Source organism: uncultured Alistipes sp. (genome assembly GCF_963931675.1).
In the GTDB taxonomy this organism is placed as follows: Bacteria; Bacteroidota; Bacteroidia; order Bacteroidales; family Rikenellaceae; genus Alistipes.
The window spans coordinates 337,893-361,254 of record NZ_OZ007039.1 but is presented as its reverse complement, the minus strand read 5'-3'; the positions used below and the strand labels follow the sequence as shown (position 1 = coordinate 361,254).

Below are 23,362 nucleotides of genomic sequence, written 5' to 3'. Positions count from 1 at the left end.
TATGAAAGAGTATCAGTTGAGCCATCTCAAAACGCTCGAAGCCGAAGCCATACACATCATCCGCGAGGTTGCGGCCGAGTTCCGCAACCCCGTCATGCTCTACTCCATCGGCAAGGATTCGTCGGTGATGGTCCGGCTGGCCGAAAAGGCCTTTTACCCCGGCAAGGTCCCCTTCCCGCTGATGCACATCGACTCGAAGTGGAAATTCCGCGAAATGATCGAATTTCGGGACACCTATGCCAAAAAGTACAACTGGGACCTGATCGTCGAATACAACAAGGAGGCCTACGAAGCGGGCGTCGGGCCCTTCACCCACGGCAGCCGCGTACACACCGACCTGATGAAGACCCAGGCCCTGCTGATGGCCCTGCGCAAGCACAAGTTCGACGCGGCATTCGGCGGTGCGCGGCGTGACGAGGAGAAGAGCCGCGCCAAGGAGCGCATCTTCTCGTTCCGCAACGAGTTCCAGCAGTGGGATCCCAAGAACCAGCGTCCCGAGCTGTGGGACATCTATAATACGCGCGTACACGAGGGCGAGAGCATCCGCGTCTTTCCGCTCTCGAACTGGACGGAGCTCGACGTCTGGCAGTACATCCGCCAGGAGCGCATTCCCATCGTGCCGCTCTATTTCGCCAAGGAGCGCCCGGTGGTCGAGGTCAACGGCAACCTGATCATGGTCGACGACGACCGCATGCCCGAGGAGCTGCGGCGCAAGGCCACGATGCGCAAGGTGCGCTTCCGGACGCTGGGCTGCTACCCGCTGACGGGCGCCATCGAGAGCGAAGCCGACACCATCGAGAAGATCATCGAGGAGATGATGATCACGACACGCTCCGAACGCACGACCCGCGTGATCGACTTCGACCAGGAGGGCAGCATGGAGCAGAAAAAACGAGAAGGATATTTTTAACCGGGAATCAGCATGGCACGCAACATAGAGGAATTTCTCGCACAGGACGAACGCAAGGACCTGCTGCGCTTTTTGACCGCCGGATCGGTCGACGACGGAAAGTCGACGCTCATCGGCCGGCTGCTCTTCGACAGCAAGAAGCTCTACGAAGACCAGCTCGACGCCCTCGAGCGCGACAGCAAACGCTGTGGCAATGCCGGCGACCATATCGACTATGCCCTGCTGTGCGACGGCCTGAAAGCCGAACGCGAACAGGGAATCACCATCGACGTCGCCTACCGCTACTTCGCCACCAATCGCCGCAAGTTCATCATCGCCGACACCCCGGGACACGAACAGTACACGCGCAACATGATCACCGGCGGCTCGACGGCCAATCTGGCCATCATTCTGGTCGACGCCCGCACGGGCGTCATTACGCAGACACGCCGCCACAGCTACCTGGTCTCGCTGCTCGGGATCCGCCACATCGTATTGGCCGTAAACAAAATGGACCTCGTCGACTACTCCGAGGCACGGTTCCGCGAGATCGTCGGCGAATACCGGGCCTGGATCGAGGCACAGCACCTCGACATCCCCGACCTGCAATGTATCCCGCTCTCGGCGCTCGAAGGCGACAACGTCGTCGACCCCAGCCCCCGCATGCCCTGGTACACGGGACCCTCGCTGCTGAACTTCCTCGAAACCGTCCCGATCGACCTCGACATCAACCTGCACGACTTCCGGTTCCCGGTGCAGTACGTGCTGCGTCCCGATGCCGACTTCCGCGGGTACAGCGGCAAGATCGCATCCGGCATCGTGCGCCGCGGCGATCCGGTCGTCGCGCTCCCCTCGGGCCGCACGTCGCACATCGCCCGCATCGTCACCTACGACGGCGACCTCGAAGAAGCGTTCGCCCCGCAATCCGTGACGCTCACGCTCGAAGACGAAATCGACCTCTCGCGCGGCGAGATGCTCGTACACCCCGATTCGCTGCCGCATGTCGGGCACCGTTTCCGCGCCATGATGGTCTGGATGGACGAGCACCCGCTCGACCGCTCGAAAGCCTTCTACCTCAAGCATACGACCCACACGACCCGTGCCCATGTCGAGGCGATCCACCACCGCGTGGAGATCAACGTCGGCGAGACGGTCGAGGCCGACGGCATGAAACTCAACGAAATCGCGCTGGTGTCGCTCGTGACCGACGCCCCGCTGCTCTTCGACAGCTACCGCGAAAACCGGCAGACGGGGGCCTTCATCCTGATCGACCCCGTGACAAACTTCACGTCGGCCGTGGGTATGATCGTCGCACCCGACGCCGACGCCGCTCCGGACGGGGACGCCGCGGAGCGCATTACCGTCAATCTTTCGGGAAGTGCGATCGGACCCGAGCACGACGCCGCGATCGCCGACTTCTGCCGGCTGCTCCGCGAACAGACGGGCATCGACATCAAGACCATCCGTAAATAAGGTACCGTCATGGGCATTCTCAACCTGAAATTCAACGACCTGCCGGTCAACACGCTTGTCGGCGCCGACCGGAGGACCTTCGAGACCGTGACACGCGGAGCGGAGATCGACGAGGCCTACCGCAGCAAATACCGGCTGACGAAACACGTCCGGCAGCTGCTCGACCCCTTCTTCGGGATCAACGAACGGCGCTATGCCGCGCTGCCTGCCATGCCGGAGGTGGAGGACCCGGTCTTCATCATCGGCCACTGGCGCAGCGGCACGACCTATGCACACAACCTCTTGTCGTGCGACGACCGGTTCGGCTACTGCTCGACCTACCAGACCGTCTTCCCGCACCTGATGCTGTGGGGACGCCCCTTTTTCAAACGGTGCATGGCGGCCGTGATGCCGTCGTCGCGGCCTACGGACTCGATGAAGCTGGGTGCGGACCTCCCGCAGGAGGAGGAGTTCGCGCTGAGCAACATGACGCCGTGTTCGCACTACCACTTCTGGATGTTCCCACGCCGTATGGCCGAATACCGCGACCGGTTCCTCACCTTCGCCTCCGCCACGGAGCAGGAACGCGAGGAGTTTCTCGCAGCGCAGGACAAGGTGATGCGCATTGCGCTGTACGTCTCGGGCAAGCGGCAGTTCCTGAGCAAAAACCCGCCCCACACGGGACGTGTCGGGATGCTGCTGAAGCGCTATCCGCGCGCGAAGTTCATCTATCTGGTGCGCAATCCGTATGTCGTCTACGAATCGACGCGTAACTTTTTCCGTTCGACGCTTGAGGCGGTACGCATGCAGACGATCCCGGCCGAGGAGCTCGAGCGCGAGATCCTGCTCAACTACCGGGCGCTGTACGAATGCTACGAGCGCGACAAGAAGCTGATTCCCGAAGGACAGCTTTTCGAGGTTCGCTTCGAGGAGTTGGAGGCCGATCCGCTTCCGATCGTCGGGCAGATCTACGACCGGCTGTCGCTGGGCGATTTCAATCGGGTACGTCCGGCCATGGAACACTATCTGGCCTCGCAGCGCGCATTCCGCAAGAAGGAATACGTCTTCGACCTGCAAACGACGCTGACAGTCGAGCGGTATTGGGGCGAAGCCGTGAAACAGTGGGGGTATCGGCTATGATTGCAGCTCGCTTCCGGTCTCTACTGACATCGATGCTATGTGTGTTCGCAATCCACAGCGCGGCTCAAAATCAGGATTCGATTCGTACTGACAGCAGCGTCGACAGACCGGTAATGGGGACTTGCAGATCGAAGTCCGAATTACGGCAGATGCGCCGTGATTCGATCCGGCAGCGTAAAAATCTCTGGATCTCCGTTCTCGGTGGACCGTCCTATACCCCTGAAGCATCGTTCGGAATTGGCGGTGCAATGCTGACATCATTCCGGATAAACAGGGCGGATTCGGTATCACAACGATCATATCTGCCTGTTGGATTCAATTTGTCGCTCAACGGCACGATTGTAGTCAGCGGCACCGGCGCTTTGTTTATGAGACAGAACCGATTCCGCATCTACCTCAAGTATTCGTTCCGCGATGAGCCGAGCAACTACTACGGAGTTGGGTACAACGCGATTGAACACACTCGAAAGGGAGAAAACACGACTGAATTCCATAAACAGGCATTTCAGTTCCATCCGCGTTTTGTGTGGGAAGTCCGGCCCTCGCTCTATTTGGGAACCTTGATTGACCTGAACCATTCTTCCTCGACCGATATTAATCCGGTAATGGCTTCCGATCCCTATTTTACAAAATACAAGTCCCGTTATACCGGTGTCGGTGCAGGTGCAATCGTTCAGTATGATACCCGCGATGACATTGCAACTCCTTCACAGGGTCTCCTGCTTAGTGCCATGGGAACCTTCTATCTCAAACCATTGGGCAGTACCTACAACTATCAGTTGCTCGATCTCGAGTATCGGCATTTTGTTCCTCTTTTCAATCGTCGCAGCGTGTTGGGGTGGACAGCGCGAACGCAAATGGGATTTGGCGACATCCCTTTTACCGAACTTCCGATGTTCGGCTCTCCGTTCGACCTGCGTGGATACTATTGGGGAAAATACCGGGATAAATCGATGGCGTACGGAATCGTGGAGTACCGACATATGTTCGGAAGCGAGGAATCGTACCGTAAAGGCTCCTTCTGGTCGAAACTTGGATTCGTGGTATGGGGCGGTACCGGAACCATCGGAGAAAATCCAACGAAATGGACCCGATGGAAATGGAACTACGGAGCAGGCCTCCGTATCCAGGTACAACCGAAGAAAAACTTCCGAATGGACATTGGGCGAGAGCCAGGACAGAAAGGCGTGCTTTTCTATATGAATATGACCGAAGCTTTCTGATTTTTATTGTTCCCAAACTCGGAGACGCCTTTTATGGTTTCTTCAAGAGGTGTATTAGTATTATTGACAATAAGTCCGATCGATTATATAACCATGCCTATACGGTGATGTATAGGTTATATTACCCGTTGGCGGAATTAAAGACATAAAACTTTTATGGAGAAAAGGTTGCCGCACGGATGGGCAACCTCCCTAAACGCAAGAAAGAGAGCCTTTTCAGACCCTCTTTCCTTGTGACGCCGACAGGACTCAAACCTGTAACCTTCTGATCCGTAGTCAGATGCTCTATTCAATTAAGCTACGGCGCCTTTCCTTGATTGCGAGTGCAAATGTAGGTTGACTGACAGATAGTTACAAGAGTTGCTTCGGTCGGCAGTCGCCCGTTTCCTGTGCGGCTGTTTCTATCGGTTTACACGTTGGTTTACACAATCGAGTAAATCCAATGTTGGTTAAACAATAAGTGAATTGAGAAGGTATGATTAAGTAAGAAAGAGACAGACCTCGCAAAAAGACTTATTTGCCTCTTACGAAGTCTGTTCTTTGAAATTGGATTACCACAATTTGTTTTCGGGGTGTCCCTTTTAGTAAAAATCTAATGTTTCGTATTTAACTGGAATCTTTTTCTACCTATGGTTTTGTATAATCCATATTGCCCTTCTTCTCCGCCTGTGTAAATTACGTCATTATAAGAAACGGATAGATTTTTGGGGTCAAAATCGACATCTATATCAATCCCAGATTGCAGATTCGGAAATAGAATAGAATGGGTATGATTTTTCTCTTCGTCAATATTCGCTCTTGCAATGGCCTCTTCTTCATTCAGACACTCTTCGACCACATCGGCTACATTTTGTTCGTTTGCTCCCAAACACTCCTTGATAATATGTTCTGTCAATTCCTTACGACGGGTTTCTCTATCGTATATGGTGTAAAGTCGATTTTGAATGTCGTGGGGATAAAATTCAGGATGGGGAATAATCTCTCCATCTTCAAGCGTAACTATGTTAAAGAATTCAGTCCAGGAACAACCAAAATTTCGTTGGAAACTAATGATTGCGTAATAGGTGAATCCTTGATGTTTAAAGGCGTATATTTTGCGGATTTGTGGTAAGCCATCGGGTAATTTTCGCCATTCAGTTTTGCCATTTTTCAAATATTGAATATAGGTACAATAATTGCGACCTGTACCACCTGTGTTGTCGTCGTAACTGTAGATTTTATATTTTTTATCAGGAGTTTTCATAACAAAAATCCCGTCAGGGGACAGGTTAAATAATGTTACTGTGTCATTTTCTCCTTGGCTATTTTCAAATAATGGAAGAGTTTCTTGGAAGGTAATGGGTTGGGATAGATATTTTTCTAACTCTCGATTGAATGCTGCTGCCAATTGATGGGATGAACAAGAGTAAGTAAGCATCAACATCGTGTCTATGTAATGAATATCCGAAGGCCTTGGAGGTTGCGTGATATTAAAAGAATCATCTTCATCTAAAGATAAAAACAGGTGTTTGGATTTTGGATAATTGGAAGCCCGATAATATTCTATTATTTGCCTCCAATCTAAATAAGTGGAGTCTGGCTCATTATATGCTCCCTTCTGCCATAATGAGGATTCTGTAATCTCCTTGATAAATGATTGGATAGGTATGATTACAGAATCGCATGGTGTTTGGTGTCGCAGGTGTCGTTTTTGTTTTTGATTCCCGCAACTTTGATTCCCGCAACCAGCAAACAACAGGGCGAATAGGAGGAGTAGATAGTTGGTCATTGCAAATTCCTGTTTATTCTGTTTTGCAACTCTTTGTCTTTGTATCCATTCCTTTTGGCTTGTTTCAACCAATAGTTTGCTTGTTCCCAGTCTTGTTTGTCCGCATAGTAGTATGCCAGATTCCGTTGAGCCATCCACTCGTTTTGTTCAGCGGCTTTGCACCACCAGATAATAGCTGAATCAATATTCGGTTTCTCTCGCCCAATCAAATCGGGGCGGTAGGCATAACAACCACCCAATTCGATTTGCGCCTCTCCACAACCAGCCTCTGCGGACTTAAAAAGGTTTTCGATCGCCATATCTTTATCTCCAATTCCAAATAACATATAGTCTTGAAATTGTAAATATTGTTTGTAGACTAAATCGTTAGATTCAGCATTCGATTGTTGAGATTGTTTTAGACCCCCGCAACCAGTAAAGAACAAGGCGAATATGCTTATTATATATTTCATTTGTTGCTATGGAGGGGTTTGGCTATGTTCTTTTGAAACACATAGACATCATCCTTTTTAAGGTATTTTATTGAAGATATTATAATCCAAGCAGTCCCTATAAGTAGTATGATAATATCTGTTGTACATATGGGAGCATGAGATGCTTCTTGGTATGACATTCCTTCTAATGGTATTTTATATAATATAATGACAAAACTGAGAAGTGATAATTTAAAACAACCTGTTATTCCGAAGAATAGCCAATTTCGCTTTTTTTGGATTATGTATAAATCCCCTTCTTTATCCATTTTGTAAGATTGCCCTTGATAGATAATAGAGGCGTCGCATGTTATGGAGTTTGTTATAAATTCTTGAGCGTCATCTAAAATGCAGGGAATTATTCGTGTTATATTGGCATCTTCATCATAAATAAAATAGCCATATTTATCATTTTGTTTAACAATAGCGGCGCCTTCTATAAAAGGATAAGAATAATCGTATTCATAAGCCGTTAATTGTTCTATTTTTTTATGCTGGATAGTGATAATAGCCCATTTGTTATTTTTCTCGACACAATAGAAGAGACCTTGGTCATTGCTTATTTGATTCCACAATTGATAGTTTGCAAATGACTCTTCCATTAATCCCCCTAAACCATTTCTTTGGATATAAAAAATGCCACATCCGCAATAGTTAATGTAATCAAACCATTCACTCTGGTTGTTGGTGTTGGTATTTAATATGCAATATGAAACAGAATGCGTAATTGTGTCCTCTTTTTTTATTCGTAATAAGTAATTTGTAATAGTATCGCGGGTCTCTTTGTATCGAGGTCTATTTTCACAATTGCTAACAATTGACGGATTTGTAGTTTCTGGATCGTTTACGCTTCCTATGAACGAGGCTTTTTTGGCTACGTAGTCATTTGTTCCAAGATCAGAGAATGAAATATTATCTTCTTGGACCATTATCTCTTCGGCTTTGTTCGTAACCAGATCGTCGATGGCTTCAGGTGTAGTTGTCAAATTATGTTGTGTTATGCGCTCCCCGCAATGCCAACAAAATTTTGCATTATCAGCCACGTGTTGTCCACAATTCGTACAGTACATAACTAATTTAATTTTAAGCTAATAAAATCCCTAAAAGCCCATTGGACACCTTTTTTGTTCGCTGCATCATAAACTTCAAGAGTATCCCATCCTAACACAACAATACGACGAACTAATTGATTGTTGTAAAGAATGATTCTACCAATAGCTATTAATTCTTCTTTTGTCAAAGGTCTGCCACTTTTAACTTTGATTCGAAATCCAGACATCATCCATTTTGACATTTCATGTCGATAGTTGCTATTTCCACAAGATGTCGAGGCTTCTAATAACGAAGGAACTGCTCCTGAAACATAAGCATCTCTGGCACTATCATTCCATTCGTTTAATAATTTACGCCGCTCTGACATGTCTCGAAACCATTTGACTATTCGATCCCAAATCATAACAATTTTTATTTCTTATTTTTGATTGCTGTGTAAATTGAGAATATATTGGGATACTGTTGTTGTGAAAATTGTAAAATTCTGTAACGGAATAGTCATGCTAAAAGTTAGACTATTTTTATCATAATCCTCAAAATGAATCTGATCAATTTTTGAGGAGTTCGTATTTTCTAACCTGAAACGACAATGTGCAATAGAATTTCGGATATGCTTACAAACACTTTGTAAACTTATTCTTTCTGGTCTATAATTCTTTTTCTTTTTGTCAAATATTTGGCAACACTTAATGTAGTTAGGGTTTATTCCCCATGTCGGATATTTAAGTGTGTAATTAGGTATTTTGTTTTTGTGTTTTTCATGAGCTATAAATAGCAATCCAACACATGCATTTAGCAGCAATGTGACATCGTAATATTCTTCAGGAGGGAGATTTAGTTCCTTGTATTGTTTGATGAGTTTCTGCGATCGTTCAATAAAGTTATAAGTATTGACGGGTCCCATAATCATATATTGCCATTTCCAACCCTATGATGGCAAGTTAGTAAATAAAGAAAGCGCAGGGCTGGAGCTTTATTTTAGTGCGACAGGTCGTAGGAAACCCAATAGATAAAATAAGCAACAACCCCGCGCCGTATCCGAGAAGGATATGACGGGAGAGTCATGCCACCTATTCTCTCTATTGTGCTATGAATTTCCTACGTTCGTCGCACGAGAATAAAGTTACACTTCCGTAATTCAATATGTCTCCTGCAAAAGTAGGAAACAATCGTTGGAAATGCAATGGCATAAACCCTCTTTTTCAGGGTTGTTGCAACACAAATTTCGCCAAAACAAAGTTTTTCTCCAAGAGCCACTAATCTGGATTTAGAACTTTGTTCGTTGTAACATGGGGTTAATTGTCCTCGCAGATTTGTTCAATTACATGGTCCATGTAAATGGCCTGTCCGCTTGACGTTCGTCCCCACCAATGGCAGCCCAGTTCGTCGATGATGATTTCGCCCTGTTCTCTCAATCGGTCGGCCAGCCATGATGTCACCAACCACCACTCCAACACCTCTTCCCCATTAAAGGGATAGATGTACTCTTCGTCGATTCGTCCTGCTTGGATTAACTCGTCGATTACCGAACTTTGTCCCCACAAGACATGGAGATCGGTCATGCGTCGTGCCTGTTCTTGAATTGTGCTCATGATTATTTGTGATTAGAAATTCCCAAATAACCATAGAAACATAACTCCATCGAAAAGGGAATTGAATCCGAGCGCATTCAACTCTGTAAAGAATCTTTTCGATCATCGAATGAGCATCATGCCTGCCTTTTAGATGGGCTTTTCAGAACGGAAATGCAGGAACAGAAATAGATGTGGATTCTTAATAAGAGGATAGGTGCAAAAAGATCCTTTCCCAAATAAAACGGGGCGGGGATCGAAAATGGGATTGCCTGTTTGAATGGTGTGTATAAAAACAAACTCCGATCCACGTGTCGTGTCGATCGGAGTTTTTCAGTGTCCCATGCTATTCTTTTGTGATTCACTTGTCTCGTATGATGGTTATGCAGGCGATCTGCTTCCCATTCCTGCGAATTGTGGCGTCCTTGGTTTCGTATCATCTGGCAAGGTCTGTCGCTTTGGCAATCTGCTTTAATCCCAACGAATCGTAAATAGCTTGCAAATCCTCCTTTATTTGGCTTTTGGGAATGGGTTCCTGTTTTTGAAATTTCATGTCTATCATCTTTACAATCTTATAATCGCTTCCCTTTTTGAGACTTTTGACCAGTTCGCGGCGAATATTGCCGACATGGTATTTCAGCGCCTTGACTTTCTCGATTCCCAATTGTTCGTAGGCTTGTTTGACCAACGGATTCCGACGTTCAATGACAGCCCGTTGTTGAGCAAGACTATCCACAACGAAAAACGATTCGGTTTGTGACTTTAGACGGCTGTATTCGTTGAACAGATCCTTGAAGGGGATACGGGCCGAAGGTTGTTTCTCCAATTTTTCACGGATGTAGTCGTAAGATTGTACCACTATCTTGTAGTCGTATTGCCGTAGTTCCTTGGTAAGAGTGATATAAGTGGCATAAATCTGATGGCATATCTTGAAGTTTACGATGTCTATGTTGGCCAGATTTTTATCCACAACCAGCTTGTTCTCTTCGATTCGCACATATTGCTCGTTGATATAGGGAATCTTTGAGAGCGTTTTAATCCGTGTTGCATCACTCAATGAATTTATTTCGGCGGCATAACTTTTGGCCTCGTCTAATGTCCGTTTGGTAGCTTTGACAAAATCATCGAGTGTGACAGCCGAACTGTATTTGGTCGAAGAGTAGACAAGGATGATTTGAGTTTTGTAACGGGAGTTTCGCACGCGACCACATATCTGCGTGAACAGAGTCGAAATGTCCAATTGAGTGTGTGCTTTTCGTCCATCGCTGACGATGAATGTCACACCATTCTCGTCGTATATATCACACCCTTCAAAACAGGTTGAGGTGTAAAAGTTGATTTTCTTTACAAGATCGGAGGGCTGGCTTATTGGGAAGTCTTCGCCTAACTTGCTTTGATTCTCTTGTCTGCTTTCCCCGCTTGTAGAACAAACGACCTTGACTGTTTCAGGAGTAGCCTTGAGGGCGTTGATTATCCTTGCAATAAATTGAACGCTGTTTACAAAGATATGCAGATTGTAGGGGAGATTGCCTTGCAGAACCTTTTGGCATTCTTGGATGATGTATTGATCTGGTTTGTTGGTTTGCCGAGCCCGTACATTTACTTGGGTCAGGTCAGGTCAATTTATTTCGCAGGTTGGCAGATGCCGTATTTCATCCAATATATATTCCCGCTCGATCGGTGTTGCTGTCATGTAGGTCACACGCTCGAATTTAGCCGCATAATCCAGTAAGGATGCAATGGCGTGATGTCGGAACGAATAGGCATTGAACAACACGTGCCATTCGTCGATCAAAAGAAAGAGATCTTTATAAGGGGTCAGGCCTGCAATCTCCAACGCTTGTATGGTTCTTGGTAAAGAGTCGTAAGTAACGGCAATCTTCAAAGGTGTATGATTACGGGCGTAGTCGATAATCTCTTGTTCGGTAACACCTTCGTAAACACCCAACACGGAGATATGGTCTTTTCGATAAATGGTCTTGTTCTTGACCAATGCCACATAAGGCATGGCAATAAGAGTAGGGATTGAGTTGCGGATAGCCAATTCAGTAGCTCCGCACCCTGTTTTTTTCTTGTTAAAAAGGCAGTTGACAGGAATTTCAGTCAAAAAATCCGAAAGGTATTCAGCGCCTTTGGGGGCTTTTATAATTCATTTTTCCATAGAAGTAATTTTTTGAAAATTTATAAAAATCTCTTGTTATCGAATCTGTTATTTTTTTGGATTCTATCTACTTATCTATTATAGAGGATGTCTATTTCAGGATCAAAAATTATAGCAATTTGAGATAAGAAAAAGAGATGCAAGATGCACCTCCTTTCTTATGGACGTAGAATTATCGACACCCCAAATTGATATTTCCTCTTGTGTATTACAAAGGTAACACTTTTATTTTCAATAAAAAAGGTCGAATGCAATTTATTGTAACATTTTTATTCCAGCCTTAAATGGCTATATATGCCTGTTGTACGGATGCTGAAATGAATTCGATCGACCGAGAAACGCTCAAAAGGTCTTATTAGCGGGTATTTACATAGTACGTTGTTCTGAAACGCGTTTCGATGTCGATATGCAGAGTCTTATTAGTGGGTTTTATATGGCGTCGTTGTTCTGTTATTCGCTTGAAACGCATATTGAGAGTCTTATTAGAGGTTTTTATATGGCGTCGAGGTGCTGTTAGTCCTGAAAAACTGTAATTTTGAATTGCCAACCGCTAAATAATGGAGACCATGGACGAAACGACGCGTGAAGAAGTCCGTATGCAAATGTACCAAACGATGTTAATTGAAGACACCGATAGAATTGTGTGTCGGGATTGGGATCCTTCAAACCCAGAGTTGAGCGAGTATATTGATGTTGCTTGTGGTTGTAACGAAGAAACCTTCGGAGCGCAAACTCTGCAATTCGAATATCGTTATTGTACGGGTAAGATCAAGATGCCTTTTACCAAAGCGGATTATCTTGCGAACGAGGATATAATTGCAACAGTTAAAGGTCTGGGGCTGGATGTCGAGAAGTTTTGGTTTGCACTGGTCTTTATTTACGATTATGTCGAGGCCTCGTTTAAGAACTGCGCTCTTATAAGACCAACATCGTTAAATAAGGCCGTACAGGAACTGTTCAAAAAACTAGGGGAGGATTTTACAGATAAGGAGATAGAGATCACCTTTAAAAAGGGCAAAAAGAATATCGAAATTCTTCCAGTAGTGAAGCGGGCCTTGTTAGAATGGTTGCGGGAGACTTATCAACGGGAATGCAAAGACAAGCCGATTCGGTATTGTTCCATTGAAACGGGGAAATTCGAGGAGGTTTTTACCAATTCATCGTATCGGATTTATCTGGCAACACAGATATATCGGAATATGTTGAATAACATATTGGGGGATAAACGTCCGAAGCAGCCAGACAAAAGTGTTTCATTGAATCGCCTGCTGTTGATTTCGCGTATCTGCTATTTCTACGAATTCACCAGAAACGATAGCTTTTTATATAGCGACGACTCCCTGAAAGGAATTATTAAGTCCTGTAAAGGCCGTGTTTCTGCAACTCAACCTGCTGTTTATTGGTAATTTATAGAGGGAGAGTAAAAACGGGCCTTTTTCTTGCTCCCCGTATTTATGTCCGCGTAGCCCCACCTTTGCAGTGTCGGAAGCAATGAAGCTAACGACATTAAAATATATTATTATGACAAAAAATAATTTTTCATCGGCTGCCGAGAGTGCAACCAACGATCAAATCACGGCATCAGCCGCAACCGATTCAACAGCATCTGCAAAGGGGCAACAGGACAAAAAAGACAGAAACGACAAAAACGACAACAAGAGCAGGCGTAGTCCGAGCGCACCTGTCTGGGTGGCATTGACCGCCGCAAGGCGAATGTTCAACAACTTGCCGTCAGCCCTGCAAAACACCGAGACCAAACGGATGTGCTTGCATGAAGCCGCGAACCGAACTTACGGCGACCCCAAGCGTGTCAATTACGACATTAAGAACGAGGCTCGCAGACTGACCAATCTCGTTGACTTTGGAGAGTACTGTAAGAAGAACGGTCTCGATAAAGACAATGTGGCAGAACACGTTGTTTTCGAAGGAAAGACCGTTGTTCGCCGAGTGATGGAGTACGGAGTCGAAAGCGTTCTCGGCACGAAAATCCAGATGTTTGCAGAGCCGCTGACAGAGGACAAACCGAAAGCCGATGGCCAGTTGACCGAGGATAGAGTAAAAGACGAATAGGAATCCGTCGAGGTTGCGTCAGCAGAAGTTCGAAAAATCCGCAACCTTTCTTCTCTCGGAATTGAAACGAGGAGTGCTTTGGTTAAAACAACCGTGCACCCCTCGTTTTTTGTGGATCAAAGCAGATGTTGCATGGCCTCGTCAATCTGCGAGTTCTCGAATGAATCGAGGTAGATTTGCGTGATCTTTTCCGAACTGTGCCCCAGCGATTCCGAAATGATGGAGGTTGAAACTCCCGACCTTTTCAACACGGTGGCAAAGCTGTGGCGGGCAACATAGGTCGTCAGCGGGATGGGCAGGTGCAGGTGTTCACCGATGAGTTTCAGATAACGGTTGATCCGCTTGTTTGTCCGTTGCACACGTCCGTATTGTTGCTGGGCCGAGACGTGGACGGTTCGTTTCAGCACGGGAAAGATGTAATCCTGCGGAAGTGTGTTCGGCTGACGGTACTTGTCGAGAATGGCAAGGGCTTCGGGCTGTAACTGGAATGAGAGGAGTTTGCCCGTTTTCTGACGGTTGAAAACCAGTCGCCCGTCCACGATGTCGGCATAACGGATGTGCAGAATATCGGTCAGATTGATTCCGCATGACAGATAACTGAACATGAACAAGTCTTTTGCCAGTTGCAGGAACGGTTTGGGGTACTTGGTCAGTGTTCGCACTTTGCAATCCATGATCCGCCGAATGTCCTCCTTGGTGAGCGACCGTTTGGCTGTGGCCTCTTTGAATCGGCTTACCTTAAAGGTGTCGAAAGGGTAGTCCGTCTTTTTGATGAGACCGTCGGTGATGGCACTGTTGTAGAGAACGCGCAACGAGCGGAAGCGGATGCCGATGGAGTTGTCCGAATAGTGTCGCTCCACCCGCAACCATTGCTCGTAGCGTTTCAGCCACTCGGTGTCAATGTCGAGAAAGTAGAAGTCCAGCGAATGGCAGAATCGGGTCAGCGAGGTGCGGAGTTCCTGAAAGGTCTTGGCGTTTCCGACACGGTTCACGGCCAGCAGACGGTCGATGTAGGCGTTCAGATAGTCACCGACGGTTTGGCGCACGACTTTGCGGGATGCCTTTTCGACCAACGTGCTCAACGTGTACTCCTTGTCGCTTGTCTTGAAGTCCATGATCTGTTCCTGCAACTCTTTTGTCTTGGTCTCGATCAGTGCATTTATGCGCTCCTTTTCGGGGCAGTTCCGTTTGGGACGCCCCTTGTCAAAATCCCAAAATTTGGCATCGAGCGAAATGTGCAGGCTGATGTACTTGATTCGGCGGTTTTTCGTGAGCCGCAACATGAGGGGATGGGTGCCGTTGGATAGGGTTTTAGAGGTGTACAGAACGGTTGTGAGGGTAGTGTTCATAACCGATTTTCGGTTTAAACATTGGTTTAAACAAATCCCCGATTTCACGGTAAAAACTGCCCAAAACAGCACACAAAAAAACCACTCACATTGCTGTAAGTGGTTGATTTTGAGAGTGACGCCGACAGGACTCAAACCTGTAACCTTCTGATCCGTAGTCAGATGCTCTATTCAATTAAGCTACGGCGCCTTTCCTTTATTGCGAGTGCAAATGTACGCTAAAATTCCGAATCTCGCAAATAAATCTTTTAAAAAAATTTCGGAATCGAAGCCTTTCTTTCTTCTCGGATTCGCTTTTGTCAGATTGTCAGTTTGTTATGGGTCTCCTTTCATCGGCGCCTCCGTCACTCCTCTCCGGTCGCAATCTTTTCCGGCCTTCCTGCATCGCAGCCTTTCCCGAATCTTCCCACCCCGGTACGGCCTCTCCCGGTTCTTCCCTCTCCGTTGCCGCCTCTCCCGGGGGCTCTTCCAGGTACCCTTACTTCACCTCCCGGTCGGGATGCTGCTTCAAAAACTGCTCCCAACTCTGGGACCCGCCTTTCGAAACCGCTTTCTTGCCCCCTCCGAGCCCCTTCACCCGTTCTTCGCCCAGCGCGGCATTCAACGGGCTCACCGTGGCGAAATAGTGGCACAGGGCCACCGCCATGCCGTCCGTGGCATCGAGGCGCCGGGGCGGACGGTCGATCGTGAGGATCCGGCAGACGATCGCCGCCACCTGCTCCTTCGTGGCCGACCCCCGACCTGTAATTGCCTGTTTGATCCGCATCGGCGCGTATTCGAAGACCGCCCGGTCGCGGCTCAGCGCTGCAGCCATCGCCACGCCCTGTGCCCGCCCCAGTTTGAGCATCGACTGTACGTTCTCTCCGAAAAAGGGCGATTCGAGCGCCACCTCCCGCGGGGCATACTGCTCAATCAGGGCGCCCACCCGTTCGAAAATGTAACGCAGCTTGGCATAGGGGTCGGTCAGCTTGTGCAGGTCGATGTCGCCCAGCACCACCGGGCGCACCGTGCGCCCCTCGACCTCCAGCACGCCGTAACCCATGTAGTTCGTGCCGGGATCGATGCCCATGATGCGGTATGTTTTCGGGGTGTTCATGCCCTTTGCAATGGTTTTGCGGAAAACGGGATTTTGCGGCCCGGACCCGGAACAAAGGCCCCTCCTCCGCCGGACGGAAGGGAGGGGCCTCGGACCGATTGCCGGATGCGGATTACTGGAGCAGCTCGGCGATCTTCTCGTAAAGGGCCTCGCCGCGCAGGTTCTTGGCGACGATCTTGCCCTCGCTGTCGATCAGGAAGTTCGACGGAATCGCATTGACGGCATAATCCTTGGCGGCCTGGTTGTCGAATCCGTTCAGCAGGCCGACGTGCACCCAGTTCATCTTGTTCTCCTTGACGGCATCGAGCCAGTCTTCGCGGTTGTCGTCGAAGGTGACGCCGAAGATCTCGAATCCCTTCTTGTGGAATTCGTCGTAGGTCTTTTTCAGGTGGGGGACCTCGCCCATGCAGGGACCGCACCACGAAGCCCAGAAATCAAGCAGCACGTACTTGTTTGCCGGGTTCTCGACCACCGATTTCAACGACACCTCGTTGCCGTCGGCATCGGGCTGTACGACGTCGATGTAGGGTTGGCCGATATCGGTTTTCATTTTGGCCTCGGCGCGCTCCTTGAGGTCGACGAGGAGCTGGTTCTGCTGCATCTCGGGCGAGAATTTGGCAATTTCATCCAGCAGTTCCTGTCCCGAGAGGTCGAATCCCAGTTGCTGGGCCAGCAGCAGGGCGCCGAAGATATTGTCGCGGTTCTGGTCGACAGTCTGGCGGGTCAGGACATCGTACTCCTCCTCGATGGCTGTGCGGCGCTCCTCGGTAGTGGCGCTGTCGCGGTACTCCTGGACGAGTTTGTTCCCGGCATCGCCATAGGCGGTGCTGGCATCATTGGCCGGGGTTCCGCTCACGCGCTTGCGGAAGGGGCTGTCGGGGTCATCGCTGACGGTGATCGTGCCGGGCTCAAGAAGCAGCATGGCGACGAACGTCGCACTCTCCTCCCGGGCATCCCGCAGGACGGCGACCTGCGGCTCCTCGGCAATGCCCTTGATCTGGAACGAGCCGTCCTTCACGGCTGCCGAATCCAGCAGGTTGTTCTCCTGGGTGAAGAGGTAGACCGTGGGGTTCGCACCCTCGATCTGCCCCTCGATGACATACTGGTTCTTGGGGCTGCAGCTCCACAGCAGGGCGGCGGAGGCTGCAAAGATGAAGAATTTTTTCATGGTCTCTTATTTTTTGAGTTCGTTGATTTGCTTTTCGAGTTCGGCAACGCGGCGCGCCAGTTCGGGAAGGTTCTTGAAGATGGCCGACGAGCGGTGGTACTGCATTCCGGGCAGGGCGGGGTAGCCGAAGCGGATCTCGTCGTCGCCGACATTCTTGTCGATGCCGCTCTTGGAGCCGACCTTCACGCGGTCGCCGATCGTCACATGGTCGGCGATGCCGACCTGTCCGGCCAGGAAGCAGTTGCGGCCCACGCGCGAGGTCCCGGCGATGCCGGTCTGCGCCGAGGAGACGGTATTTTCGCCGATCTGGACGTTGTGGCCGATCTGAATCAGGTTGTCGAGTTTCACGCCGCGGCGGATGACGGTCGAGTCGGTCTTGGCGCGGTCGATGCAGGTGTTGGCGCCGATCTCGACGTCGTCCTCGATGATGACGTTGCCCAACTGGGGAATCTTGTCGAACCCGCCCTCGGCGTTGGGCATGAATCCGAAACCGTCGGCGCCGATCACGGCTCCGGCGTGGAGGATGCAGCGGGCGCCCACCGTACACCCCTCGTAGATCTTCACGCCGGGGTAGAGCGTCGTGTTGTCGCCGACGGTGACCCCTCGTCCGAGGTAGACCTGGGGATAGATCTGGCACCCTTTCCCGATCCGAACCCCCTCTTCAACGACCGCGAAGTCGCCGATGTAGCACTCCTCGCCGACGGAGGCCTGCTCCGAGACGGCGGCCCGGGGGCTGATTCCCTGGCGGCGGGGCTTGGCGGCATTGTACATTTCGAGGAGCCGCAGGACGCAGGCGGCGGCGTCATCCACCTTGACGAGGGTCGCCGCAACGGGCTGCGAGGGCTCGAACGAGCGGTCGACCAGGACGATCGAGGCCTGCGTGGTGTAGAGATAGGGTTCGTATTTGGGGTTGGTGAGATAGGCCAGCGAACCGGCTTTTCCCTCCTCGATCGAGGATACGGTGTGTACCGAGGCGTTTTTGTCGCCGAGGACATCGCCGCCCAAAAATCCGGCGATCATTTCGGCCGTGAATTCCATCATAGTCGTTCGTTTAGAGGTATTGGTTTATGTCGATTCCTTGGGGCAGGAACTCTTCGACGTTGCGCCCGAAGGAGAGCACCTCGCGGACCGTCGACGAGGAGATGTCGGCCACGGGGGCCGGGGTGAAGAGCATCACGGTGGTCAATGCGGGATAGATCCGGTGGTTGGTGGCCTCCATGGTGCGTTCGTACTCGAAGTCGGTGGTATTGCGCACGCCGCGGATGATGGCGCAGGCTCCGACCTCTTCGGCGAATTCGCCCGTGAGTCCGGTGTAGATCCGGGCCTCGACCCGGGGCTCGTCGCGGAAGATGTCGTCGATGAGCCGTTTGCGGTTTTCGACGGTCAGCAGTCCGCATTTGGCCGTGTTGTTGCCGATGCCGATTATCACACGGTCGAAGAGGTTCAGGGCCTCCTCGACCAGGGCGGCGTGTCCGCGGGTGAAGGGGTCGAACGACCCCGGGAATATTGCAGTGCGCTCCATATTCGGCAAAGGTAGAAAAAAAACGCAAACCCCGCACGTTTTCCGGCGATTATTCGTCCGGAGGGGCTGTACGGCGTATTGTGACTCTCCCATGGGCGGGTAGCATCTTTCGGCGGGGCACTCTCCCGTGCTGCGGGCTGCATCTTCCGGCACGGAGGAGGGTGTCTCTTCCGTGTGGCCGACGGCATCCTTCCGGCGTGGCCGGGCGGCGTTTTTCCGAAGCGGAAGTCCGGGACCTCCGGCCGCCGGTTACTCCCCGTCGAGGCGGATGTCCAGCACCACGGGCAGGTGATCCGACGCCTTCTTCACGTCGCCCGCCTCGAAGCGGTCGAGGACCCGGGCCTGCACGATCCCGCACCTGGCGCCGTTGTCGAGTTGGAAGATGTAGTCGATGCACCTGCGCGGATCGTTGGACGGATAGGTGGGATCGGCGGGTGTCAGTACCTTCCAGGCGCGGCGCAGTATCCGCAGCGTCTCGGAGTCGGGCGTGGCGTTCATGTCGCCGCCGAGGAAGACGGGCTTCGTCGATTTTCCGTAGCGTTCCTGCATGATGCGGTTGATCGTGGCGGCCTGGATGGCCTGCTGTTCGGCGGAGACGTGGTCAAGGTGCGCCGTGGCGAGCACGAAGCGCTCGAACTCCGAGACGACGAGCGCGCGCGGTTCGGCTCCGGCGCCCTTTTCCAGTACGACGGAGAAGGTCCGGAGGGCTTTCTCGCGGCTGACGATTCCCACGCCGTACTTGCCGCCGTCGAAAGTCATGGCGGCGCCGTAGTTGACGTCCCAGCCGCCGAGGAGTTCGGCGATGTGTCCGAGCTGGAAGACCCGGCCCGTGCGGTTGGTACAGCTGTCGAGTTCGTTCATGCAGACGGCATCGGCGTCGATCTCCTGCATCATGGCCGTGATGAGCGGATAGTCGTCCGCGATGTATTTGTTGAAGACCCCGACGTTGTAGGTGACCAGCCGGGTGATCCCTTCGGCTTTCGGGGCGAGTGGCTTTTTCGGGGCGTTGCCGCGGGGTGCGGCGGTGGCTGCGGAGAACAGCAGGGCGGCTGTCAGCAGAAATCCCGCGCGGAGCAGCCTGGAAGATTCGGTTGTCATGGCAGCAGTTGGATGGATTGTGGTTTTCTCCGGGCAAAATTACGCATAAGTTTCCGGATGTGCAATCTTTTCCGGCGGGGACCCGGGCCGTTCAGCGTTCGATCCGGATGTATTCGGCGTAGACGATCCGGGTATGGGGGTTCGAGGAGACGATCTCCTGCCGCAGGGCCTTGGTTCCCCAGCGGATGAAGAGGAAGCGCCGGGGAATGCGGTGGATGACCTGCCGGAGTGTGTCGACGCTGCTCACGCGGCAGCGGACCGAGTCCCGGGCGATGCTCCCTTCGATGCGGATCCAGGGGTCGTGCCAGCGGAAGGTTTTCAGCGTGTCGAACTGCGGGCTGCCGGTCGGATCGAGTATTCCGGAAGTGTCGCGGCGCACGGCAATGGTGTCTTTCAGCGGGGCCTGGAAGCGGGTTTGCGTGGTGGAAGCGAGCCGGGCCGTGGCTTCGAGGCGGCGGAGGCGGATGCCGAGGCGGCGGATCTCCGCGGCATCTTCGGCCCGGAGGCGTTCGAACTCCGCGCAGCGCAGCCGCAGGACCTGGGCCGAGGCGGCCTCTTCTCCGGCCCGGGTGCGATAGTGGGTGAGGTCTGCGGCCAGGGCCTCCTGATTCTGGGTGAGACGTTGGTTTTCGCCGCGGTAGTGGCGCAGGGCGAAGATAAGTGCGGCCGTGACGAGCACGGCGTAGAGGATAAGGTATTTTTTCATGGTCTGCGGGATTGGTTTACCCGCAAGATAGGATGTTCGGGAAGCATCCGGTTTCTATTTTTTTGGAAAAACGCTCCTTTCCCTCTAAAACCGGCGCCTTGAACTGGCGGGAGCAAGTCACCGCTCCCGACAGTCGGTCGTATGCGGGTAAAGGCTTCGGAAACCTTGTAAGGCTCAGCAGCCCACAAAACCCCTTTCTTAAAGGGGTCATTCCCCGCTTGACGGGGAATGACGGAGAGTGTGCGGGGTATGACATCCTCACCGTCATTCCCGCGAAAGCGGGACTCCAGGATCGTCGAGGCGTGGAACCGGATCCGAACCTTTCGGCATTCCTCCGCCCATAGGGCCCGGCTCTTAGCCGGGCGCTTTTTGGGTCGGCAAAAAGCGCCGCAAAAACCGACCGGCGGATGAAAAAACCGGAAAGACGCGGCCTAACATTGGCGCCGGGCGACTATTCGCGGGTTTGCGAGCAAACCGTCCCCGGCGCTTGCATTTTTAGTCCGCATCTTTCTTTTCGGTTTTTTCATCAAGCCGGGGCCACCAACGCCCAATCCTCCTTATGAATATGAAAAAGGGTTCCGCGTTTCGACAGTCGGAAGCGGTGATTTGCTTCCGAACCTTTCAACATCCCTCCGCCTCTAAAACCGGTTTCTTAAACCGGTCTCTTAGACCGGTCATTTCCGCCTTGAGCGGAAATCCAGGATCGTCGAGGCGCAGAACCGGACCGGAAACCCTTCAAAGGTTCCTCCGCCCACAGAACCCCTTTCTTAAAGGGGCGCTTGGGCGATCCGCTCGGCCAGGAAGGTCATCAACGGCAATCCGTTGCAGTGCGACAGCGACGTGATGCCCCGGTGGTCGGTGAAGAAGAGTTCGTCGATCCGACAGTTTCCCACCCCCGCAAAGAGACCTTCATGATCCGCCGTTCCGTTGAACAGCCCGCCGCGGGCCGCGCCTGCGGCGGGCGCCCCCCGGAGCTCTCCGATCCCGAACGGCTCTTCGCGGTACTCCAGCCCGGCGGCCTGCACGGCCCGCCGGGTGATGGCCCGCTCGACACTTTCGGGTCCCGGTGCCGCCAGCACCGTGCGCCCCACGATGGCGAAGAGCGGGGCATCCTCGGCCTCGTGGAAAATCCCCGCGGCGTCGCAGCGTATGGCCACCTCGGCTCCGGCCCGTTCTGCGACCCGGCGGGCCCAGGCCGCCGCAGCCTCCCGAACCGAGGTCGGAGCGGAGGTGAAGGGATTTTCGTAATGTACCGTCACGGCTGCGGGCTGCACGCTCCGGTAGGCATAGCCGTCGTAGAGCGATATGCCGGCGGGCAGGAGCCGCTCTTCGCCGTCGGGCCGCAGTTCGATGCGGACGAATCCCGATACGGCGGTCGGATAGTGCTCCGTTTCGGCCACGAGTTCGATCCGGGTGCGCAGCGCCCCGGGCGAGGGGGTGTAGGGGCGTCCGAACCACTCGCGCGACGCGGCGTCGAGCACCGCGGCGTGCTCCGCGACGTGAAGGGCCCGGCCGCGGGCCACATGTACCGTCTGGTAGAGGTAGAGGTCCGTCACAGCAGGAAGATTTTCAACAGCAGCTCGCGCAGCAGCTCGCCGTCCGAGGCGCCGCCCGAACCCATTCCCTTGCTCTTGGCGTCGTATTCGCGCAGCAGCCCCAGCACCTGAAAGACCTTGCGGTTGTCCCACAGTGCGGCGTTCTGCTTGATCTCCCCGAGGATGAAGGTGTTGCTCTTGCGCAGGATGCGCATCAGCTCCTGGTCCGGCGGAAAGGGCTGGTTCCGGCGCCGCGCGAGCCAGCGCAGGTAGTTCACGACGAACAGGTCCCGGAACTGGTTGAACAGGGCCATGACGGTCACCAGCAGCGGATTGTCCTTCGGGTTGCGGGCGAAGTGGTCGGCGATCATCAGGGCCCGCGCCATGTCGCGCGTGACGACCGCCTTGCAGAGCTCGAAGTTGTTGAAATCCTTCGAGATGCCGATATTGGCCTCGATGTCGCGGTCGGTGATGCGCCGCGTGCCTTCGGGCAGCGAGACGGTGAGTTTCTGCAGTTCGTTGGCGATCTTCGAGATGTCGGTCCCGAGGTGGTCGGTAAGCATCGCGAGCGCCTTGGGGTCGATCTCCAGCCCGCGGCGGCGGATGAACTGCTGCAACCACGCCGCGATCTCGTAGTCGCGCGGCCGCACCGATTCGAGGACCGCGCCGTTGGCCGCACACCCCTTGTAGAGGGCCGAACGCTTGTCGACATTCTTCTCCTTGTGGCAGATGACGAGGATCGTCGTGGGGGAGGGTTTCTGCGTGTAGAGCGAGAGTTTGTCGAGGTTCCTGAGATGCTGGGCCTCCTTGACGATGACCACCTGGTACCGGCCCATCATGGGCATCTGGCGGCAGAGGTTCACGACCTGCCCGGCGTCCGAGTCGCGGCCGTAGACGGTGATCTGGTTGAAGGCCCGGGCGGCCTCGTCGAGGATCGACGCGGCGAGCTGTTCGGCCACAGCGTCGATGAAGTACCCCTCCTCGCCCATGAGCAGGTAGATGCCGGCGAACCTGCGGGCAGCGATTTCGCCCGTGAGCCGTTCGTACTCGGCGACCGAGTCCTTGAATTTCAACGTGCCTTTGGCCAT

The 23,362-nt window shown here is 52.2% G+C and carries 22 protein-coding genes and 2 tRNA genes; 6 read left to right on the top strand and 18 right to left on the bottom strand.

All coding sequences use genetic code 11. From position 1 onward, the window contains the following. Position 1: 1 nt before the first annotated feature. Genes cysD through ABGT65_RS01560 form a run of 4 tightly spaced genes read left to right on the top strand, consistent with a single transcriptional unit; the run spans position 2 to position 4,704 of the window. Positions 2-910 carry a sulfate adenylyltransferase subunit CysD gene (gene cysD, locus ABGT65_RS01575; RefSeq protein WP_346699457.1) on the top strand — a complete coding sequence of 303 codons (909 nt, stop codon included), beginning with the start codon at positions 2-4 and terminating at the stop codon, positions 908-910. A 12-nt stretch (positions 911-922) separates the two neighbouring features. Beyond that, positions 923-2,362 (top strand): sulfate adenylyltransferase subunit CysN, encoded by a 1,440-nt coding sequence (gene cysN, locus ABGT65_RS01570; protein WP_346699456.1) that lies wholly within the window; start codon positions 923-925, stop codon positions 2,360-2,362. Positions 2,363-2,371: 9 nt separating this feature from the next. Continuing rightward, on the top strand, positions 2,372-3,481 hold the full coding sequence (locus ABGT65_RS01565; protein ID WP_346699455.1) for a sulfotransferase: 1,110 nt from the start codon (positions 2,372-2,374) through the stop codon (positions 3,479-3,481). After that, positions 3,478-4,704 carry a BamA/TamA family outer membrane protein gene (locus ABGT65_RS01560; RefSeq protein ID WP_346699454.1) on the top strand — a complete coding sequence of 409 codons (1,227 nt, stop codon included), beginning with the start codon at positions 3,478-3,480 and terminating at the stop codon, positions 4,702-4,704. Before ABGT65_RS01565 ends, ABGT65_RS01560 begins: the two co-directional genes overlap by 4 nt. A gap of 234 nt (positions 4,705-4,938) precedes the next feature. Here ABGT65_RS01560 and ABGT65_RS01555 read toward each other — a convergent pair. The 8 genes from ABGT65_RS01555 to ABGT65_RS01520 form a co-directional block, all read right to left on the bottom strand. Beyond that, positions 4,939-5,012 (bottom strand) — tRNA-Arg (locus ABGT65_RS01555). Positions 5,013-5,296: 284 nt separating this feature from the next. After that, positions 5,297-6,472, bottom strand: a complete 1,176-nt coding sequence (locus ABGT65_RS01550; RefSeq protein ID WP_346699453.1) for a hypothetical protein — start codon at positions 6,470-6,472, stop codon at positions 5,297-5,299. Continuing rightward, on the bottom strand, positions 6,469-6,924 hold the full coding sequence (locus tag ABGT65_RS01545) for a hypothetical protein (RefSeq protein WP_346699452.1): 456 nt from the start codon (positions 6,922-6,924) through the stop codon (positions 6,469-6,471). Before ABGT65_RS01545 ends, ABGT65_RS01550 begins: the two co-directional genes overlap by 4 nt. Then, entirely contained in the window at positions 6,921-8,015 is a 1,095-nt protein-coding gene (locus tag ABGT65_RS01540) for a zinc-ribbon domain-containing protein (RefSeq protein ID WP_346699451.1), read from the bottom strand. The genes ABGT65_RS01545 and ABGT65_RS01540 overlap by 4 nt, the downstream gene beginning before the upstream one ends. Before the next feature lie 2 nt (positions 8,016-8,017). After that, positions 8,018-8,401, bottom strand: a complete 384-nt coding sequence (locus tag ABGT65_RS01535) for a hypothetical protein (protein WP_346699450.1) — start codon at positions 8,399-8,401, stop codon at positions 8,018-8,020. 892 nt (positions 8,402-9,293) lie between these two features. Further along, entirely contained in the window at positions 9,294-9,590 is a 297-nt protein-coding gene (locus tag ABGT65_RS01530; protein WP_308654001.1) for a hypothetical protein, read from the bottom strand. Between the two features lie 415 nt (positions 9,591-10,005). Next, positions 10,006-10,851, bottom strand: a complete 846-nt coding sequence (locus tag ABGT65_RS01525; protein WP_346699449.1) for a hypothetical protein — start codon at positions 10,849-10,851, stop codon at positions 10,006-10,008. Positions 10,852-11,187: 336 nt separating this feature from the next. Beyond that, entirely contained in the window at positions 11,188-11,676 is a 489-nt protein-coding gene (locus ABGT65_RS01520) for a DEAD/DEAH box helicase family protein (protein WP_346699448.1), read from the bottom strand. A 620-nt stretch (positions 11,677-12,296) separates the two neighbouring features. Between ABGT65_RS01520 and ABGT65_RS01515 the strand changes: the two genes are divergently transcribed. Together ABGT65_RS01515 and ABGT65_RS01510 are read left to right on the top strand one after the other, a co-directional pair. Next, positions 12,297-13,136 carry a hypothetical protein gene (locus ABGT65_RS01515; protein ID WP_346699447.1) on the top strand — a complete coding sequence of 280 codons (840 nt, stop codon included), beginning with the start codon at positions 12,297-12,299 and terminating at the stop codon, positions 13,134-13,136. 115 nt (positions 13,137-13,251) lie between these two features. Further along, on the top strand, positions 13,252-13,800 hold the full coding sequence (locus ABGT65_RS01510) for a hypothetical protein (RefSeq protein ID WP_346699446.1): 549 nt from the start codon (positions 13,252-13,254) through the stop codon (positions 13,798-13,800). A gap of 116 nt (positions 13,801-13,916) precedes the next feature. On the opposite strand, the gene ABGT65_RS01505 is transcribed toward ABGT65_RS01510, so the two are convergent. The 10 genes from ABGT65_RS01505 to holA all read right to left on the bottom strand — a co-directional run bounded on the left by ABGT65_RS01505 (position 13,917) and on the right by holA (position 23,362). Further along, positions 13,917-15,149: a site-specific integrase gene (locus ABGT65_RS01505; RefSeq protein ID WP_346699445.1), complete on the bottom strand. Its 1,233-nt coding sequence runs from the start codon at positions 15,147-15,149 to the stop codon at positions 13,917-13,919. 116 nt (positions 15,150-15,265) lie between these two features. After that, positions 15,266-15,339, bottom strand: a tRNA-Arg gene (locus ABGT65_RS01500). Between the two features lie 288 nt (positions 15,340-15,627). After that, positions 15,628-16,218 carry a crossover junction endodeoxyribonuclease RuvC gene (ruvC, locus tag ABGT65_RS01495; protein WP_346703038.1) on the bottom strand — a complete coding sequence of 197 codons (591 nt, stop codon included), beginning with the start codon at positions 16,216-16,218 and terminating at the stop codon, positions 15,628-15,630. Between the two features lie 139 nt (positions 16,219-16,357). Continuing rightward, a complete protein-coding gene (locus ABGT65_RS01490; RefSeq protein ID WP_346699444.1) occupies positions 16,358-17,413 on the bottom strand; it encodes a TlpA disulfide reductase family protein in 1,056 nt (351 codons plus the stop codon). Positions 17,414-17,419: 6 nt separating this feature from the next. After that, the gene (gene lpxD / locus ABGT65_RS01485) at positions 17,420-18,454 is read right to left on the bottom strand and encodes a UDP-3-O-(3-hydroxymyristoyl)glucosamine N-acyltransferase (protein ID WP_346699443.1); all 1,035 of its coding nucleotides are present in this window, start codon (positions 18,452-18,454) and stop codon (positions 17,420-17,422) included. Between the two features lie 10 nt (positions 18,455-18,464). Next, the gene (coaD, locus tag ABGT65_RS01480; protein ID WP_346699442.1) at positions 18,465-18,935 is read right to left on the bottom strand and encodes a pantetheine-phosphate adenylyltransferase; all 471 of its coding nucleotides are present in this window, start codon (positions 18,933-18,935) and stop codon (positions 18,465-18,467) included. A gap of 249 nt (positions 18,936-19,184) precedes the next feature. Next, complete coding sequence (locus tag ABGT65_RS01475) at positions 19,185-20,033, bottom strand: endonuclease/exonuclease/phosphatase family protein (RefSeq protein WP_346699441.1); 849 nt, start codon at positions 20,031-20,033, stop codon at positions 19,185-19,187. 91 nt (positions 20,034-20,124) lie between these two features. After that, a complete protein-coding gene (locus ABGT65_RS01470) occupies positions 20,125-20,739 on the bottom strand; it encodes a DUF6549 family protein (protein WP_346699440.1) in 615 nt (204 codons plus the stop codon). A 767-nt stretch (positions 20,740-21,506) separates the two neighbouring features. Then, positions 21,507-22,295, bottom strand: a complete 789-nt coding sequence (locus tag ABGT65_RS01465; RefSeq protein ID WP_346699439.1) for an aminotransferase class IV — start codon at positions 22,293-22,295, stop codon at positions 21,507-21,509. Further along, on the bottom strand, positions 22,292-23,362 hold the full coding sequence (holA, locus tag ABGT65_RS01460; protein ID WP_346699438.1) for a DNA polymerase III subunit delta: 1,071 nt from the start codon (positions 23,360-23,362) through the stop codon (positions 22,292-22,294). The genes ABGT65_RS01465 and holA overlap by 4 nt, the downstream gene beginning before the upstream one ends.

What these genes read in the sequence shown, in the direction of transcription:
- cysD (WP_346699457.1), top strand. Translation starts at nt 2, where the DNA reads ATGAAAGAGTATCAGTTGAGCCATCTCAAAACGCTCGAAGCCGAAGCC.
- ABGT65_RS01560 (WP_346699454.1), top strand. Translation starts at nt 3,478, where the DNA reads ATGATTGCAGCTCGCTTCCGGTCTCTACTGACATCGATGCTATGTGTG.
- ABGT65_RS01565 (WP_346699455.1), top strand. Translation starts at nt 2,372, where the DNA reads ATGGGCATTCTCAACCTGAAATTCAACGACCTGCCGGTCAACACGCTT.
- ABGT65_RS01550 (WP_346699453.1), bottom strand. Translation starts at nt 6,472, where the DNA reads ATGACCAACTATCTACTCCTCCTATTCGCCCTGTTGTTTGCTGGTTGC.
- ABGT65_RS01545 (WP_346699452.1), bottom strand. Translation starts at nt 6,924, where the DNA reads ATGAAATATATAATAAGCATATTCGCCTTGTTCTTTACTGGTTGCGGG.
- ABGT65_RS01515 (WP_346699447.1), top strand. Translation starts at nt 12,297, where the DNA reads ATGGACGAAACGACGCGTGAAGAAGTCCGTATGCAAATGTACCAAACG.
- ABGT65_RS01490 (WP_346699444.1), bottom strand. Translation starts at nt 17,413, where the DNA reads ATGAAAAAATTCTTCATCTTTGCAGCCTCCGCCGCCCTGCTGTGGAGC.
- ABGT65_RS01470 (WP_346699440.1), bottom strand. Translation starts at nt 20,739, where the DNA reads ATGAAAAAATACCTTATCCTCTACGCCGTGCTCGTCACGGCCGCACTT.
- ABGT65_RS01510 (WP_346699446.1), top strand. Translation starts at nt 13,252, where the DNA reads ATGACAAAAAATAATTTTTCATCGGCTGCCGAGAGTGCAACCAACGAT.
- ruvC (WP_346703038.1), bottom strand. Translation starts at nt 16,218, where the DNA reads ATGGGCATCGATCCCGGCACGAACTACATGGGTTACGGCGTGCTGGAG.
- lpxD (WP_346699443.1), bottom strand. Translation starts at nt 18,454, where the DNA reads ATGATGGAATTCACGGCCGAAATGATCGCCGGATTTTTGGGCGGCGAT.
- cysN (WP_346699456.1), top strand. Translation starts at nt 923, where the DNA reads ATGGCACGCAACATAGAGGAATTTCTCGCACAGGACGAACGCAAGGAC.
- coaD (WP_346699442.1), bottom strand. Translation starts at nt 18,935, where the DNA reads ATGGAGCGCACTGCAATATTCCCGGGGTCGTTCGACCCCTTCACCCGC.
- ABGT65_RS01540 (WP_346699451.1), bottom strand. Translation starts at nt 8,015, where the DNA reads ATGTACTGTACGAATTGTGGACAACACGTGGCTGATAATGCAAAATTT.
- ABGT65_RS01530 (WP_308654001.1), bottom strand. Translation starts at nt 9,590, where the DNA reads ATGAGCACAATTCAAGAACAGGCACGACGCATGACCGATCTCCATGTC.
- ABGT65_RS01535 (WP_346699450.1), bottom strand. Translation starts at nt 8,401, where the DNA reads ATGATTTGGGATCGAATAGTCAAATGGTTTCGAGACATGTCAGAGCGG.
- ABGT65_RS01505 (WP_346699445.1), bottom strand. Translation starts at nt 15,149, where the DNA reads ATGAACACTACCCTCACAACCGTTCTGTACACCTCTAAAACCCTATCC.
- ABGT65_RS01475 (WP_346699441.1), bottom strand. Translation starts at nt 20,033, where the DNA reads ATGACAACCGAATCTTCCAGGCTGCTCCGCGCGGGATTTCTGCTGACA.
- holA (WP_346699438.1), bottom strand. Translation starts at nt 23,362, where the DNA reads ATGGCCAAAGGCACGTTGAAATTCAAGGACTCGGTCGCCGAGTACGAA.